Origin of the sequence: Dyadobacter luticola (assembly GCF_005860805.1) — a bacterium.
In the GTDB taxonomy this organism is placed as follows: Bacteria; Bacteroidota; Bacteroidia; order Cytophagales; family Spirosomataceae; genus Dyadobacter; species Dyadobacter luticola.
Genome location: NZ_VCEJ01000004.1, coordinates 349,280 through 365,060, shown reverse-complemented (window position 1 = coordinate 365,060; position 15,781 = coordinate 349,280). Strand labels below are relative to the sequence as shown.

Genomic DNA, 15,781 nt, shown 5'->3' with positions numbered 1-15,781 from the left:
TATTACTTACTCAGTGTCTTGATCAGCATTCCCTTTGTCACCTTATCTGAAAGCGACATACCATTGATAATCGCCAGATCGTCCATTTGCTTGTCCGATTGGTTGCTGTCGCGCAAAGCATCTCTCAAAGATCCGTCGCGCTGAACCGTTTTGATGCGGATGCGGTCAGGCTGGCGGTTGATAATGTTGGGATCGGAAACCGATTTGAAACCCTCGGCCACCGATTTAAACTGACCCACACTGCCTCCAAAGTTAGATGCCTGTGCTATGCCATGAATCGCGTAAATGCTGCCGCCGTACTGGATCAGCCAGGTTGCTACCTGGATAGAATTGGCTGTCGCTGCTGCCGGCTGGCCGGTTTGGGTTTGTGCAGCCTGCGTCGAAATCATGACAATCGCCGGGTTACCATTGATGGTCGTCTTGTTATTTTCAGAAACCTGCAGACTGTAATTTTTAACAACCGTCTGTGCGGCTTCTTCCAAAGATTTGCCCGGCGCCAGCATAAAGAGCATCATAGACTTACCGTCTTTTGCTGCCATCTGGAATTGAGCCGGGGAGTTTTCATATTGCCAGCCGCTCGGTACCGGAAGTTGGAACCTTAATGTTGGGTGATAAAAGACATTGTTTTCAACAAAACCCTGCTTGGGATCTGTACCATATATAATGCCGTCGATTTTGCGTAAATAAGTGTCGCGGTTTACATTATATTTTGCAGGATGCGCGGTCTGATATTCCGTAGCCCACTTTTCAACTTTTGATTGCCGTCCGCCCGGATCTGGGTGGGTGGACTGGAATGTTGGGATAGACTGGCCGCTTTTGTCGCTAATCTTTTTTAATGTGCCAAAGAAATCCGCCATTTGATGAGCATCGTAGCCAATCTTGCTTGAATACTCCACGCCAATTTTATCTGATTCGGTTTCATGCTCGCGGCTATAACTTAAAAGTAGGAGCCCCAGTGCCTGCTGCGTCTGGTCGGCCAGACCGCGCACCGTTTCGGAAAGTACCATCCCGGCAAGCAAACCTACCTGACCGAAAATCTGTGAAGTCTGCTGACGTGCCGAGTGCCGTGCCGTAATGTGCCCGATTTCGTGACCCAAAACGCCGGCGAATTCTGCCTCATTATTGAAATGTGCCATAATGCCCCTTGTGAAATATACGTAACCGCCAGGCACAGCAAAAGCGTTGACTACCGGCGAGTCCACAATGAAAAATTGGTACGGCAAATCGGGCCGGTGCGAGATGTTGGCCATCGCTTTTCCTTTCTCGTTAATGAAGGCATTCAGGCTCTTATCGTCGTAAATACCCATCGTAGCGACGATTCCGGGGTGTGATTCGGCACCAAGGGCAATCTCTTTTTCCTTGGACATGAATATGATTTCCTTCTTGCCGGTGACAGGATTTTTGGAACACCCTGTCAACAAACTGATTGCGACAAGGCCTGTCAGAATGTGATTCTGAAATTTCACTTTCATACGTTTTTTGTAAAATGCGGTTGGACTACGGAGTTGTTCAAATCTAGTTTTAGTAACGGATTTATGCAAAGAATCATGCCAAATCACCTCATGGAAGGCAAACGTGGATTTCAATTAATTTTTACATTATCTGCTGTAATCTATAAATTACCATCGATTGGTACAGAAGTTGTCCAAAAACATTCCAAGCAAAACCGAAGCTTTATGCGCCATACTTTACATGCCCTATGAACCCGAAAAAGACCACATATAGTCTGCTCCCTTCCTGGCTGATCCGGTTTGATGTTTTTGGGCTTTTTGAAAAGGATCCTTTCGGCAACTTCCTGTTTATCAAAAGGGTACTGATTTTCATTTTAGGCTGGTTTACCTATTATCGCTACACGGCGGTCAACAAAATCAACATTATCGGCGGCGAGCAGCTCCTAGAATTGCCCGACAGCGGCGTGCTGTTTTTATCCAATCACCAGACTTACTTCGCCGACGTCATCGCCTTTTTCCATATTTTTTGCGCTGCCAAATGGGGCTACAAGGATACGCTTTCACCTCCTTTTTACCTGTTTTCCCCGCGTGCACGGTGCTATTATGTTGCGGCGGCGGAAACCATGAAGGAAGGTATTCTGCCAAAACTGTTCAGCATGGGCGGCGCGATCACCATCGAAAGATCGTGGAGGGCAAATGGGGAGAATGTAAAAAGAGAGCTGGACAATTCCGCGCAGGACCGCATTGGGCTGGGGCTCGGGCATGGGTGGGTGGTAAGCTTTCCGCAGGGTACCACCAAACCATACGCGCCGGTGAGGAAAGGCACCGCGCATTTAATCAAAGAACACAATCCGATTGTAATTCCGGTGGTAATCAATGGTTTCCGCCGGGCATTTGATAAAAAAGGGTTACGTTTCAAAAAGCGGAATACCAAACTAACCGTCTATTTTAAGCCTCCCATGCATTTCCTCCCCGATGAATCCGTCGAAAGTATGGTGCAGCGCATCACCAAAGCCATCGAGCAGGAAGCACCCAGCGATGGTAGCGCAGTTGTAAATTAACTTTCATGGTATGCTTTTTTCAACATATATACTATGGGTAAAAAAGTATTGATCACCGGCGGTACCGGCGTAATCGGAAAGCATTTGACTAAAATTCTTTTGGAAAAAGGATATGAAGTAGCTTATCTGAGCCGACAAAAAAAGAGCATTCCGTCTGTTCAGGTTTTTGAGTGGGACATTCAAAAAGGATACCTCGAAGAAGGCGCGCTCGACAATCTGCATTTTCTGATCCACCTGGCAGGCGAAGGTGTAGCCGAAGGAAAGTGGACTGAAAAACAAAAAAAGCTCATCCTTTCCAGCCGGGTAGATACGATCACATTTTTGACCAATCAATTAAAAGTGAAAGGTATTAAACCGGCGGCATTTGTATCCGCCTCCGGTAGCAGCTATTATGGCGAAGATACCGGCGATGTAAAACATACAGAATCCTCCCCGCCCGGCAACGATTTTTTATCATACGTGACAGTTGAGTGGGAAAAAGCCGCTGATCAAATTGCGGAAATGGGCGTTAGGACTGTAAAATTGAGGACCGGCGTAGTGCTGGATAAAGAAGGTGGCGCACTGCCGAGAATGGCCGCTCCTGCTAGATTAGGCTTCGGCGCCCCGCTGGGATCGGGAAATCAGTGGATACCCTGGATTCACATGGAAGATATTTGCAGCATGTACGTCGCGGCGCTGGAAGATGAAAGCTGGACAGGCGCTTACAATGCGGTGGCACCAAATCCGGTCACCAATGAAGAACTGACCAAACAAATCTGCAAAGCCCTCGGCAAACCCCAGTGGCTCCCTAATGTTCCGGCATTTGCGTTAAAATTGGTTTTCGGAGAAATGGCGAATGTGGTAATCGGAAGTAGCTACCTTATTAATGAGCGGATCTCGAAAACATCTTTCAAATACACATTTCCCAACATTGAAGCCGCAGTCAGGAAAGAGTTACAAGAAAACTGATAACTATTCCTCCTCTTCCTCAATGCTTAAAACCTGCGAAGTCGACAGCCACTTATCGCGCTGCAATTTGGCTTTGAAATCATCCAGCACATTCAGCTGAATGTTTCCATTACTGAAAGTCGACATTTGTAGACCTACAAAAGCCAGCGCTTCATTCAGCCTGTTTTCGAGCGGCTCTGCGGTAAAAATGCAGTCATGCCAGTACCATTCCAGCGATTCACCCGCCACTTCTTCTACAATTTGAATGTAATCTTCGAGCGTATAACCAATAAACGGTTTTCCAAAACGCACCCAGAGCAGCCGCATCACATCGTCCAGAGAATGTGCGTGATTGGTTTTCTTTCTGAGGTACAAATCGAGGATCAGTGCCGCCAGCGCACCTTTATGGTACACCGAGACTTTACGGTTCGGGATACCTTTTTCGTAACCATCAAGCCAGAGATCAAAAGAAGAATCAGCCAGGGATTGCGTGGCATAAGCAGCGGTTTCAAAATGCCGCTTCATGTACACCTGCAATTCCTTTATATAGGTATCGTGACTGAAAACCCCGGCGCGTTTCAGGAAAAGATCTCCGTAATAAGTGGTGCAGCCTTCGGCCACAAAGCAGGTGCGGAAGTAATTTTCTTTGGTAAAATCATAAGGCAGGAGCTCTTTCGGGCGAATGCGGATAATGTTCCAGGTATGAAAAAGCTCGTGTGAACTTACGCCCAGCAAATCGGCGTATAGACCTTCGCCCTCATCATCAGGCCCCAGCACGATCATCGTGGAATTCTGGTGCTCCACGCCGTGGTAGAATGCAGTGGGTAAAATCAGGTTTAGAAAATGGTAATCTTTTTCAGGAAACTCCTGCATCATTGCAATCTGCTCCCGCGAAAACCTTCTGAAATCCCGCTCGATCCGCCGCCAGTTGGGTTTCAGGTTTCCATGCATCCAGATCTTGAAATGTACCCCTCGGACATGATATTCGCATTTTTGAAGTGATTGCGAAGCCAGCAGCGGACTATCTACCAATTGATAAAAATCCCTCGCCGAAAGTGTATTCAATCCGCTCGAAGGCAGCCCGCAGGCGATCTGGTAACCCTCCGGCAAATCCAGGCGAATGGTATAAGGCTCCTGGATGCGGCCTTCGGTGTACATGCAGAAGTTGATGAAATTGAGGTACCATAACTCGCTGTCAATGTAGCTGCTGCCCGCATTCTGGATATTAGCGTAATATGTGTATCGGATGCTTACCTCGCTGAGACCAGCGGTTCCAACGCGCCAGCGGTCTTTGGTTACCTTATGAAGCGGCACTTTCTGGTTTCCCTCCGAAATCGCTTCGATAAATTGAATATTTTTGGCGAAGTTTTGAATTTCGTATCGTCCTGGTCTCCACGCTGGCAGCTGAACTTCGATAAAGTCGCTGCTGATTTCGGGAATGTTGTAAGTAATTTCTAAAAGGCGGGACTGAGGATCTGATACCGAAATGTGATAATGCATACGTCGTCAACAGGTATTTAGAGGAGCTTTTGAGCAATAGAAGGCAGGTAAACCAAAATCCGCGAATCCTGCGTTACTAGTTACCATTATATAAAATAAATGATTTTAAGATGAAAAGCAAAATCCTCCTATCCTGCATTTTCCTGCTCACGATACTGGCTAGTCTGCCACTCCTGGCGCAGGACGATTACTACCGTCCCGACTCGATCGGCAAGGAAAAACCGGTAGAAAAAGAGGTGCCGCCAGTGGAATATAAAAAGCCGGAAGCGCAAAAAAGTGATGTAGATTTCAGCCAGCGGCCCTTTAAGGAGCGTATCAGGCTGGGTGGAAGTTTCGGGCTGAGTTTCGGGACCGTTACCAATATTAATCTTTCGCCGATGGCTGGTTACGAACTCACCGAAAAGTTGGTGGCAGGTGTGGGACCAACATTGATGTATTTCAGATATAAATATTACGATATCAATACGGCTTATTATGGCGGCAGAGCTTTTATGATGTACCAGATCTTTCCGGTGGTGAATGTCATCGCCGAGTTTGAGTCGATGAATGTGGAGGGATCTTACCAGAAACGTCAGTGGCTCGGCTCTCCTTTGGTCGGGGCCTCCTACTCCACGCCGATCGGCGGAAAATTCATTAAAGCCGTGCATTTCACAGCATTATATAATTTGAATTACAATAATCAGATCGATAAATATAGCGGGCAGAACCTTTCACCTTATGGAAGCCCGTTTGTGTTCCGGGTAACATTTTTGTAAAAATGATACCTTATTAAACTTAAATATACCATCATGGAAAATCCGGTTTTAATTTTTGGCGCAGGCGATCTGGGATTGCAGGCGCTTGATATTTTCAGAAGAAATAATGTGCTCGTTTATGGTTTTCTGGACGATCATACGGAGCTGCAAGGCAAAGAATTCGGTGAGGTAAGTGTGCTCGGGCATACGGACGACACGAGTTATCTCAGCATTATCGGCTCCAAATGTGAAGTTTTCGTGGCTATCGGTGAAAAATCGGTGAGAGAGCGGATCGTCGAAATGTTGTCCGATGAATACAAAGCGATGCCCGTCAATGCGATTCACGACAGCGCGGTGGTTTCCGATATCGCCTCGATTGGTCACGGCAACTTTATCGGCGCCCGGACGACGATCGGTGCAGGTTCTAAAATCGGCCATCATTGTCTGGTGCAAACTGCTGCGGTTATCGATACTTCGGCTGAGATCGGCGATTTCGTGACCATCGGAGCAGGCGCTGTTATCAATGATCGCGTGCGGCTGAATGATGGTGTTTTTATAGGTTCGGGGGCGATTATCGTGGCCGGCATACAGGTTGGCAAAAACGCCCGCATCGGCGCGGGTTCTGTCGTGGTGGAGAATGTGCCAGCCGGAGCGACGTATTTTGGTAACCCTGCGAAGAAGATTTAATTCCTCCTTTGTTTTTTTATTAAACTGTAACCATTACTTTTGCAGTCCTTTTGACAGAAAAAGTGAAAGAGCTAAGTAAATATAACATAGACATTTACGGTTTGGAAGACAAACAGTATGACTATGACATGGAATCCGGCGACGCATTTTTTCAGGAATTAGAGCAGGACCTGATCGAGCAGGGACATTTCAAAACGCATGTTGTTTTGAACAAGTCGGCCACCATGATCCAGCTCAATTTCCACACCATCGGAAGTGTTACGCTGACTTGTGACCGCAGCCTTGAACCCTTCGAAGAACCGTTTGACTCCGATGAAAGGATCATTCTGAAATTCGGGGACCACGACGAAGAGCTGACAGACGAGATCGAGATCATCAACAGGAATACGCACAGAATCAACATAGCCCGGTACATTTTCGATTTCATCGCGCTATCACTTCCAGTGAAAAAGATCCACCCGGATCTGCGCAGCGAGGAAGACGAAGTGGAACTGGAAGAGGGTGAAGAAGACGGCGTATTAGTTTATTCTTCGGCTGACATGGAAGATCCTGAAACCGAGGAAGAAGAAAAAGTAGACCCCAGGTGGGAGGCATTGAAAAAATTGAAAGGCGAATAAAACCGTCGGTTAAAACCGACGGAGAATGAAAAATAGATCGTTTACCGTCGGCTTCAGCCGACGGCTAAGACAAAAAAGCAATACATAAACAAATAGACATAAAGCATCATGGCACATCCTAAGCGGAGACATTCTTCTACTCGTCGCGATACACGCAGAGCGCATGACTTCCTTACCGGAAAGCAGCTTGGTACAGATTCTTCAACCGGAGAAATCCACCAGTTACACCGCGCTCACATTCATGAAGGAAACTTGGTTTACCGGGGAAAAGTGGTAGTTGAGAACTACACCAAAACCGTTTAAAATCAGTCAATGAAGATATCAATTTCGCAGCAGCCCTATAAAAGTTGTTGCGAAATTCTTTTTTACTGCGGCACATCTGCTAAATTTACACCTTCGATTTCCAACTTATTAGTCTAAAATAACAGCGTGTAAATGAAAATTGCGGTAGATGCTATGGGGGGAGATTTAGCTCCACAGGCAATTGTTGAAGGGGTCATTCAGGCTTCTTCTGAACTACCATCGGAGGCGAGAATCGTTTTGATTGGCCGTGAAAGTGCGATTTGGGACATATTCAACCAGCATCATTTCACGCCTACTAATGTTGACGTCGTTCACGCAGAAGATGTTATTGAGATGGGGGAGCATCCTACAAAAGCCCTGTCCCAAAAACCAAATTCCAGTATCGGTGTTGGTTTTAAGCTGCTTAAAGAAAAGGAAGTTGATATTTTTTGTAGTGCCGGAAATACCGGTGCCATGCATGTAGGAGCACTTTTCAGCATTAAGGCGATTGAAGGAATCCTGAGGCCTGCCATTGCGGGATTTGTACCACAGGTCGGCGGCGGTTATTCGATTATGCTGGATATTGGCGCCAATGCCGATTGCAAACCCGAGGTACTGGCGCAATTTGGCGAAATCGGTTCCATTTTTGCCCAATACACGTTCCAGATCGAACGTCCCCGTGTAGCCCTCATGAATATCGGCGAGGAAGAACAAAAAGGCTCCCTCACCTCCCAGGCTACATTTCCTCTTCTCAAACAAAATAAGAAAATCAATTTTATCGGTAATATTGAAGGTAAAGACCTCTTTACCAATAAGGCCGATGTGATCGTAACCGACGGTTTTACAGGTAATATCCTGTTCAAGCTCGGAGAATCGCTTTACGAAATCTCGAAAAAGCGAGGTTTCCAGGACGATTTTATTGATCAGACCAACTACGAATCAATAGGGGGAAGCTCCATCATAGGTGTGAACGGCAATGTGATGATCGCGCATGGCATTTCTTCTCCCCTGGCAATCAAGAACATGATCGGCTGGGCTTATAAACAAGTAAAATCCAAGGCATATTTACATATTGCGCAAGCATTGAATTGATCCGGATACAGACAACCACATGTATAAAGCTGATACTGTCTTTTTTTACCAAAACCTATTCGGATTTTGAATAGTTAATTTATCATGACCCAAATAAGAGCCTCCATAACAGGAATACAAGGGTATGTGCCTGAATATATTTTGACAAATGCCGAATTGGAAACAATGGTTGCGACAAACGATGAGTGGATCGTAAGTCGTACCGGTATTAAAGAAAGGCGTATTTTGAAAGGGGAAGGTCTGGGGAGTTCACACATGGGTGCCGAAGCTGTAAAAGGTTTGCTTGCCAAAACCAATACGTCGCCCGGAGAAATTGATTTGCTGATTTGTGCTACCACTACACCCGACTTTGTTTTTCCCTGCACCGCAAATTTGATTTGCGATATGGTCGGCATCCGGAATGTCGGTAGCTTTGATATCCAGGCTGCGTGCTCCGGATTTTTATATGCATTGACATTGGGTTCCCAGTTTATTGAGACTGGAAAATATAAAAAGGTGATTGTTGTCGGTTCCGATAAAATGTCAGCGATCGTCGATTATACCGACCGCAAAACCTGCATTCTTTTTGGCGACGGAGCCGGCGCAGTTTTGCTGGAACCGGATACCGAAGGAAACGGAATCATTGACTCCATCATTAAATCCGACGGCGCGGGGTATCCTTATCTCAACCAGAAAGCCGGCGGAAGCAGATACCCTCCCACCCGCGAAACGGTAGATAACAGACAACATTTTGTGTACCAGGACGGCGCGCAGGTGTTCAAGTTCGCGGTTACCAATATGGCCGATGTGGCTGCCGAAATCATGGGCAGAAATGGCCTGACCGGCGACAATGTTTCGTGGCTGGTACCGCATCAGGCCAATCGCCGCATAATCGAAGCCACTGCCAACCGCATGGGCGTGGGGATGGAAAAGGTGATGGTAAACATTCAAAAATACGGTAATACAACAGCAGCAACCATCCCGCTATGTTTGTGGGATTACGAATCACAACTCAAAAAAGGCGACAATCTGATCCTGGCCGCTTTCGGGGGAGGATTTACCTGGGGCTCCATCTACCTTAAATGGGGGTACCAGGCCTAGTAAGTGATTTGAAAAGCTTTCATTTAATTTTATTGACACAAAATGGCAACTACTGCAGATTTGCGTAACGGACTGGTAATCAATTTCAACCATGATCTGTTTCAGGTAATTGAATTTCAGCACGTTAAACCAGGAAAAGGTAATGCATTTGTGCGTACCAAGCTGAAAAGCCTGACTTCCGGGAAAGTACTGGACAATACTTTCTCTTCCGGCGCAGGAATCACCCCTGTACGCGTCGAAAGACATAAATTCCAATATTTATACAAAGACGAAGTCGGCTATAATTTCATGAATGCCGAAACTTTTGACCAGGTTTTGATCGACGAAAAACTGGTAACCAATGCGGATCTGATGAAAGAAGGCCAGGAAGTGGAGATCCTGATCAATACTGAAACTGACGCAGCATTGCTTTGCGAATTGCCCCCTTTTGTTGAACTGGAAGTAACTTATTCAGAACCAGGTTTGAAAGGTGATACGGCCAACTCGCCCAAAAAAGCAATCGAAGTAGAGACTGGCGCGAGAATTATGGTTCCTTTGTTTATCGAGGAAGGCCAGAAAATCAAAGTCGATACCCGCACTTACGATTACGTTGAAAGAGTAAAATCATAATTATTTGTTTTCTGTGAGAGGTAAATGATCTTTCTCAAATACTTATAACTGAGCCGCATATTGGGTCAGTCAACACAGTTTAAATTACAATAAATGGAAACCAGAGAAATCCAGAAGCTGATCGATTTCATTGCCCAATCCGGTCTTGATGAAGTCAATATTGAAACGACAGATTTAAAAATAAAAGTAAAACGTTACGGCTCCGCGCCTGCTGTGGCCAGCGTTTCTACGGCCCCGGCTACGCCAGCCCCATCTTTTGCACCAGCGGTACCTACCACGGCGGTTACCCAGTCGGCTCCGTCAGAGGCAGTTGCTTCCAGCCAGTCTGCCACGCAAAACCTGATTACCATTAAATCCCCGATGATCGGAACATTTTATCGTGCATCAAGTCCCGAAACGCCATCTTTTGTGAGCATCGGCGACGAGATCAAGCCGGGTAAAGTCGTTTGCGTGATCGAAGCAATGAAACTTTTCAACGAGATCGAATCTGAAATCTCGGGTAAAATCGTGAAAGTACTGGTTGAAAATGCTACGCCTGTGGAGTTCGACCAGCCGTTGTTCCTCGTGGAGCCAGCCTGATCCAAAAGGCCGGTTTATTAAACTAAATTGATTTTCATGTTTAAAAAGATACTCATTGCGAACCGGGGCGAAATCGCCTTGCGTGTTATCAGGACCTGTCGCGAAATGGGCATTAAGACTGTTGCGGTGTACTCAACAGCTGATCGGGACAGCCTTCATGTAAGATTTGCCGACGAAGCGGTGTGCATCGGTCCTCCGCCCAGCCGCCAGTCATACCTCAGCATTCAGAGCATCATTTCCGCTGCCGAAGTAACCGGCGCCGACGCTATTCATCCGGGTTACGGCTTTTTGTCCGAAAACGCTGAATTCTCACAGATTTGCGCTGATTATGGTATCAAATTTATTGGTGCCACTGCCACGCAGATCAACGGAATGGGCGATAAAGCCACTGCGAAAGCGACCATGATCGCTGCCGGCGTACCGGTTGTACCTGGTTCAGAAGGTCTGCTTGAATCCATTGAGCAAGGAAAAAGACTTGCTGAGGGAATCGGATATCCGGTGATCGTAAAAGCTACTGCGGGTGGTGGTGGCCGCGGAATGCGGATTATCAACAAGCCCGACGAATTTGAAAAAGCCTGGAACGATGCCCGTACAGAATCTGCTGCGGCATTTGGCAACGACGGCTTATATCTTGAAAAATTTGTAGAAGAGCCCCGCCACATTGAAATCCAGATTATCGGAGATCAGTTTGGTAAAGTTTGCCACTTATCCGAGCGCGATTGCTCCATCCAGCGCCGGCATCAGAAACTGGTAGAAGAAACACCTTCACCGATCATTACGCCGGAACTTCGCGAGAAAATGGGTGCGGCTGCCATCAAAGGCGCGCAGGCCATCGGATACGAAGGTGCGGGTACCATTGAATTTTTGGTCGACAAGCACGGCGATTTCTTCTTCATGGAAATGAACACCCGGATTCAGGTAGAGCATCCTATCACAGAAGAGGTTACAGATTTTGATTTGATTAAAGAGCAGATCAAAGTGGCTGCCGGCGAGCCGATTTCAGGCCAGAATTATACGCCGAAATTGTATGCGATGGAATGCAGGATCAATGCTGAGGACCCGGCCAACAATTTCCGCCCGGCTCCTGGTAAGATCACTAATCTGCATTTCCCAGGCGGCCATGGTGTACGGATCGATAGCCACGTTTACAGCGGCTACACCATCCCACCAAACTATGACTCAATGATTGCGAAGCTGATCGTCAGCGGACAGTCTCGCGAAGAAGTGATTACCCGCATGAAGCGTGCTTTACAGGAATTTGTGATAGAAGGAATCAAAACCACGATCCCTTTCCACATCAAACTCATGGACGATCCCAGCTTCAAATCAGGAAACTTCACAACCAAATATTTGGAAACATTCGATTTCTCGACGCTCTGACTTTTGGTTTGATATAATGAAAAATGCCCTGTAAACGAGATGTTTGCAGGGCGTTTTTGGTTTTCTTGATTATCCCAATATTGCTTCCTCGGAAATGTCAGGATAGTCAGACATTAATTTATAATGCCGATTAAAGGCTTCCTGTCTCACTTTAAAATGTTCAGAAAGTTTACGAATGACTTCTTTTGACATGCCTTTTTTATAATGCAGGATTTCAGAAACGTAACCCTTACTTGTATTTAAAATACCGGCAATGTCACGCGCTTTTAGCTGATGATCAGCCATTAAAGATTGGAGCATTTCAACCGGATCATAATTTGGTAAAGTTTCTTGCTGTGCATCATAGGTTTCAATTAGCAGCGTCAAAAGCTCAATTTCATCCACAAATTGACTTGCATCCTCGAAATCGTCGAGCCTCTCCAATTCCCTGCAATATTCATCATACTGCTCTCTCGTCTTAATAACCTTATATTTCAAAACTTCCATCTTTAAAATTGATTAATCGAATATTGAAGCCCCCGTCTGCACAAAGTGGTGTATTCGGCATGGGTGCCAATCCAACATACATACAAGCGCACATTATTTGAGCCGAACACATACTTGCAAATCACCCGATAATTGTTTCCACCAATATCAAACACCGCACGTCGAGATCCATTTCCCAGAAAATCAGCCGTGGAAAATGTGTCCCTAATATCTTCCGGCGATTGCCAATCCGCCCATTTCAATCTTTCAAGCCAATCTTCAAAGGAAGTTTTACTTCTAGTATGCGCTCTTACAAAGTCATTGACACTTTGCTTCTTAATCAGATGGACTCTCATAAGTAAGTGTGTAAATATAAAAAAAGTTCTCATGAAGAGAACTTTCTACAATTTAGATTTTTAAGAATAATCAAACAACCCCAGGCAACGAATAAGGCGACCGGTATTTTCTCGTCAGCATCTTGTTAGCCTCATCATCCCCAACAAATTTCTCCGCTTTCGGGTCGAATGTCAATGCTCGTCCAGTTCGGTAAGCAATGTTACCCAAATGTGCCAGGCCGGATGATAAGTGCGCTGTTTCGACGGGTCCATTCAACAATTTTGGATCGCGTGCTACTACTGCGTCGATGAAATTTTTGAAGTGGTCGCCGCCAGCTTTTCTGGTGGGGCCGGGTTTCTTTTCTTTGCCCAGGAATGTTTCGTAGAAGTCGTAGCCTTTTACGACCATGTAGCCCTCAGAGCCGTAAAAGATGTTTCCGATACCCATGCCGCCTTCATCATTAGTCATCCACGGACGGACTTCAAATTCAATGATCTTTTTTTCTTTTGGATAAACAAATGAAGAACTCAGCACCTCCGGCGTTTCCTTCGCATCATTCCACAGGAATTTACCGCCTGACGAAGTGATTTTTTCCGGGAAACTTTCGACGCCCAAGCCCCACATACACATATCGGTTTCGTGGATTCCCTGGTTGCCGATATCGCCATTTCCGTAGTTCCAGTGCCAGTGCCAGTCATAATGCACGTAGTTTTTTGAGAATGGCTTCATTTCGGCCGGGCCAGTCCAAATATCGTAATTCAAACCTGCCGGTACTGCTTCCGTACCTCTATCGCCGATGTCCGGGCGCCATTTATAGACCAGGCCGCGCGCCATGTACACATTACCGATTAGTCCGTCGCGCAAATGTTTTACAGCTTCCTTTAATGCTTCCGAGCTGCGTAGTTGCACGCCGTGCTGCACCACTCTTTTATATTTATTTGCCGCCTCGATCATTTTGCGGCCTTCATGCAAATTGTGCGAACCTGGCTTTTCCACATACACATCTTTACCGGCCTGACAAGCCCAGATGGTCGCCAGTGCGTGCCAGTGGTTGGGCGTCGCGATACTTACCGCGTCGATGGATTTGTCGTCAAAAACCTTCCGAAGATCATTTTCGGTCTTTACTTTCTTGCCGGTTTTCGTTTCGAATTCCTTTGCCCGGGTTTGCAGAATGTTGTTATCCGGGTCGCAGAATGTGGCGACTTCCACGTTAGCCAGATTATTAAAACCGGAAATGTGCGACTGGCCGCGGCCATTTACACCCAATACCGCCACACGCACTTTGTCATTCGCGCCGAAAGCGCTGGCCGGAATAATGCTCGGAATAGAAAGTGCCACGGCAGCACCGGTCGAATTTTTGATAAAGTCCCTTCTTGAAACTTCGTTTGGTTTTTCCATGAGTATAAGGTTTAGAATCGCAAAACAAGTAAGGTAATGTTCTTGCATGCAATCGGTTAGACGACATTTAAGGTTGCATACCCTATCGGTTACTTATTAAAAAATACTGTTGAAATCCTCATTCGGACTATACCCGGTCACAGAATTTGTATGACGCCGTAGCCGCTCACGGTTAAAATCGAAATGACGCTGATCCAGAAAAAGATGTCGTAAATCACCGATGGCCTCAACATCTGGGGCAGTTCGCGATATCGGAATACCAGTGAGACGTAGACGACCAGCAATAAGAGTATGGAAGTGGCAATTCCGCCCAAAATCACCATCTGGACCGGCGACTGCATGAATAAAAACAGCACGCACCAGATGCCCGGCAAAGCCCAGGAAAGTATGCCGATCGTTTTTCGCTGCTCCTCCGAAGTATTGAATTTCATCCAGCCTAACTGCCCGAATGCATCTGCCCAAACCCTCGCCCAGCTGGCCGCTGCCGTAAAAAGTGTTGAGTACAAAACAAAAAATGCGCCGACCAAAAAGAGGTTTTTGGCCCAGGGACCCAATGTCTCGGTAAATATCCGCGAAAGCACATCGATCATTTCGTACCCTTCGGGCACATTGCCGCCGCTGTGCAGCACCGCCGCGCCCAGCAGGTAAAATGCTGCGGTCACCGCGGTATAAACCACCATCGATAAAACCGCATCGAGATACATGACCTTAAACCAGCCTTTGGCCCGCTCCGTCCACTCCGTGCTGCCGTCATTTGGGCCGGTGTAGGCGGCGTAGCCTTTTTCAATACACCAATAATTGTAGTACATGATTTCGTCGCCACCTACGCCGGTGATCCCGAAAGCCCCGAAGCCCATCGCTACCATACTGGCTGGTAATGTGAACTTTAAGCCCTCTTCGATCTGCGGCCAGTGGATGGCGTATCGCGTGCCTTGAAGTAAAATGAGCGAAATCAGGATAACCGCGGTGAACAGGATGATCATCACCAGCGCACCTTTTTCAATTGGTCCGTAGTTGCCGCGATACACGAGAAATGAAGTGAGCAATACCGCAATGATTGCCCACACATTTACTGGTATCGCCGGAATCGCCATACTTAACACAATAGCAACCCCACCCACGATCCCACCAACCTGCAAAAGCTTCAATCCCTGCAGCGATAGCCACAGCCAGATACTCCAATGCGCTTTGCCGAGCCGGAGCCCAGGCAGCTTATTGAAGTTATGCATGATGAATGTGCCGGTGTAAATGGCGTTTTTCCCGAATTCCAATTGAAGCGCCACTTTCGCCAGACAGCTCAGAATGATCAGCCAGAACATGACGAAACCTGCTTTGGCGCCTAATGCGGTGGTTGCGATGAGTTCGCCGGATCCGACGATGGCAGCCGAAAGTATAAAGCCGGGCCCGAGATAACGAAGTCTGCCCGAGAAGGTTTTGGGAGGAGAAAGTATCTTGGACATTTAATATTTTTAATGTCCAAAGTCAAATTTGTTTTCCGATTACTCTTTATTAATGCCACGAATACACGAATGATGCACGAATGTATTCGTGGTTGATTCGCGGCCGCCGCTGCGGTGTATTCG

General features: G+C 46.7%; 17 protein-coding genes. 11 read left to right on the top strand and 6 right to left on the bottom strand.

Annotated features, from left to right (window positions below; translation table 11 throughout):
- Window positions 1–2 precede the first annotated feature (2 nt).
- Window positions 3–1,472: a M48 family metalloprotease gene (locus FEN17_RS12265; RefSeq protein WP_138365651.1), complete on the bottom strand. Its 1,470-nt coding sequence runs from the start codon at window positions 1,470–1,472 to the stop codon at window positions 3–5.
- A gap of 227 nt (window positions 1,473–1,699) precedes the next feature.
- Between FEN17_RS12265 and FEN17_RS12260 the strand changes: the two genes are divergently transcribed.
- Window positions 1,700–2,512 carry a lysophospholipid acyltransferase family protein gene (locus tag FEN17_RS12260; RefSeq protein WP_138365650.1) on the top strand — a complete coding sequence of 271 codons (813 nt, stop codon included), beginning with the start codon at window positions 1,700–1,702 and terminating at the stop codon, window positions 2,510–2,512.
- A gap of 33 nt (window positions 2,513–2,545) precedes the next feature.
- On the top strand, window positions 2,546–3,460 hold the full coding sequence (locus tag FEN17_RS12255) for a TIGR01777 family oxidoreductase (protein WP_138365649.1): 915 nt from the start codon (window positions 2,546–2,548) through the stop codon (window positions 3,458–3,460).
- Between the two features lie 3 nt (window positions 3,461–3,463).
- Here the strand turns inward: FEN17_RS12255 and FEN17_RS12250 are convergent, their stop codons facing one another.
- The gene (locus FEN17_RS12250) at window positions 3,464–4,939 is read right to left on the bottom strand and encodes a M61 family metallopeptidase (protein WP_138365648.1); all 1,476 of its coding nucleotides are present in this window, start codon (window positions 4,937–4,939) and stop codon (window positions 3,464–3,466) included.
- Between the two features lie 110 nt (window positions 4,940–5,049).
- On the opposite strand from FEN17_RS12250, the gene FEN17_RS12245 reads away from it, so the two are divergent.
- The 9 genes from FEN17_RS12245 to accC all read left to right on the top strand — a co-directional run bounded on the left by FEN17_RS12245 (window position 5,050) and on the right by accC (window position 11,999).
- Complete coding sequence (locus FEN17_RS12245) at window positions 5,050–5,694, top strand: hypothetical protein (RefSeq protein ID WP_138365647.1); 645 nt, start codon at window positions 5,050–5,052, stop codon at window positions 5,692–5,694.
- Window positions 5,695–5,727: 33 nt separating this feature from the next.
- Window positions 5,728–6,360, top strand: coding sequence for an acetyltransferase (locus tag FEN17_RS12240; RefSeq protein WP_138365646.1), 633 nt, complete (start codon window positions 5,728–5,730; stop codon window positions 6,358–6,360).
- 62 nt (window positions 6,361–6,422) lie between these two features.
- A complete protein-coding gene (locus tag FEN17_RS12235; RefSeq protein WP_229208801.1) occupies window positions 6,423–6,977 on the top strand; it encodes a YceD family protein in 555 nt (184 codons plus the stop codon).
- A gap of 108 nt (window positions 6,978–7,085) precedes the next feature.
- On the top strand, window positions 7,086–7,280 hold the full coding sequence (gene rpmF / locus FEN17_RS12230) for a 50S ribosomal protein L32 (protein WP_138365644.1): 195 nt from the start codon (window positions 7,086–7,088) through the stop codon (window positions 7,278–7,280).
- Window positions 7,281–7,412: 132 nt separating this feature from the next.
- Window positions 7,413–8,351, top strand: coding sequence for a phosphate acyltransferase PlsX (plsX, locus tag FEN17_RS12225; RefSeq protein WP_138365643.1), 939 nt, complete (start codon window positions 7,413–7,415; stop codon window positions 8,349–8,351).
- Window positions 8,352–8,435: 84 nt separating this feature from the next.
- Complete coding sequence (locus FEN17_RS12220; protein ID WP_138365642.1) at window positions 8,436–9,431, top strand: beta-ketoacyl-ACP synthase III; 996 nt, start codon at window positions 8,436–8,438, stop codon at window positions 9,429–9,431.
- A gap of 42 nt (window positions 9,432–9,473) precedes the next feature.
- Entirely contained in the window at window positions 9,474–10,040 is a 567-nt protein-coding gene (gene efp, locus FEN17_RS12215; protein ID WP_138365641.1) for an elongation factor P, read from the top strand.
- A gap of 93 nt (window positions 10,041–10,133) precedes the next feature.
- Window positions 10,134–10,619, top strand: coding sequence for an acetyl-CoA carboxylase biotin carboxyl carrier protein (accB, locus tag FEN17_RS12210; RefSeq protein WP_138365640.1), 486 nt, complete (start codon window positions 10,134–10,136; stop codon window positions 10,617–10,619).
- 36 nt (window positions 10,620–10,655) lie between these two features.
- A complete protein-coding gene (gene accC / locus FEN17_RS12205) occupies window positions 10,656–11,999 on the top strand; it encodes an acetyl-CoA carboxylase biotin carboxylase subunit (RefSeq protein WP_138365639.1) in 1,344 nt (447 codons plus the stop codon).
- 69 nt (window positions 12,000–12,068) lie between these two features.
- Here the strand turns inward: accC and FEN17_RS12200 are convergent, their stop codons facing one another.
- The 4 genes from FEN17_RS12200 to FEN17_RS12185 all read right to left on the bottom strand — a co-directional run bounded on the left by FEN17_RS12200 (window position 12,069) and on the right by FEN17_RS12185 (window position 15,658).
- Window positions 12,069–12,485 (bottom strand): helix-turn-helix domain-containing protein, encoded by a 417-nt coding sequence (locus FEN17_RS12200; RefSeq protein WP_138365638.1) that lies wholly within the window; start codon window positions 12,483–12,485, stop codon window positions 12,069–12,071.
- A gap of 2 nt (window positions 12,486–12,487) precedes the next feature.
- Window positions 12,488–12,820, bottom strand: coding sequence for a type II toxin-antitoxin system HigB family toxin (locus tag FEN17_RS12195; protein ID WP_138365637.1), 333 nt, complete (start codon window positions 12,818–12,820; stop codon window positions 12,488–12,490).
- Between the two features lie 70 nt (window positions 12,821–12,890).
- Window positions 12,891–14,198, bottom strand: a complete 1,308-nt coding sequence (locus tag FEN17_RS12190) for a Gfo/Idh/MocA family oxidoreductase (RefSeq protein ID WP_138365636.1) — start codon at window positions 14,196–14,198, stop codon at window positions 12,891–12,893.
- 137 nt (window positions 14,199–14,335) lie between these two features.
- Complete coding sequence (locus tag FEN17_RS12185) at window positions 14,336–15,658, bottom strand: Nramp family divalent metal transporter (RefSeq protein WP_138365635.1); 1,323 nt, start codon at window positions 15,656–15,658, stop codon at window positions 14,336–14,338.
- Window positions 15,659–15,781: the final 123 nt, after the last annotated feature.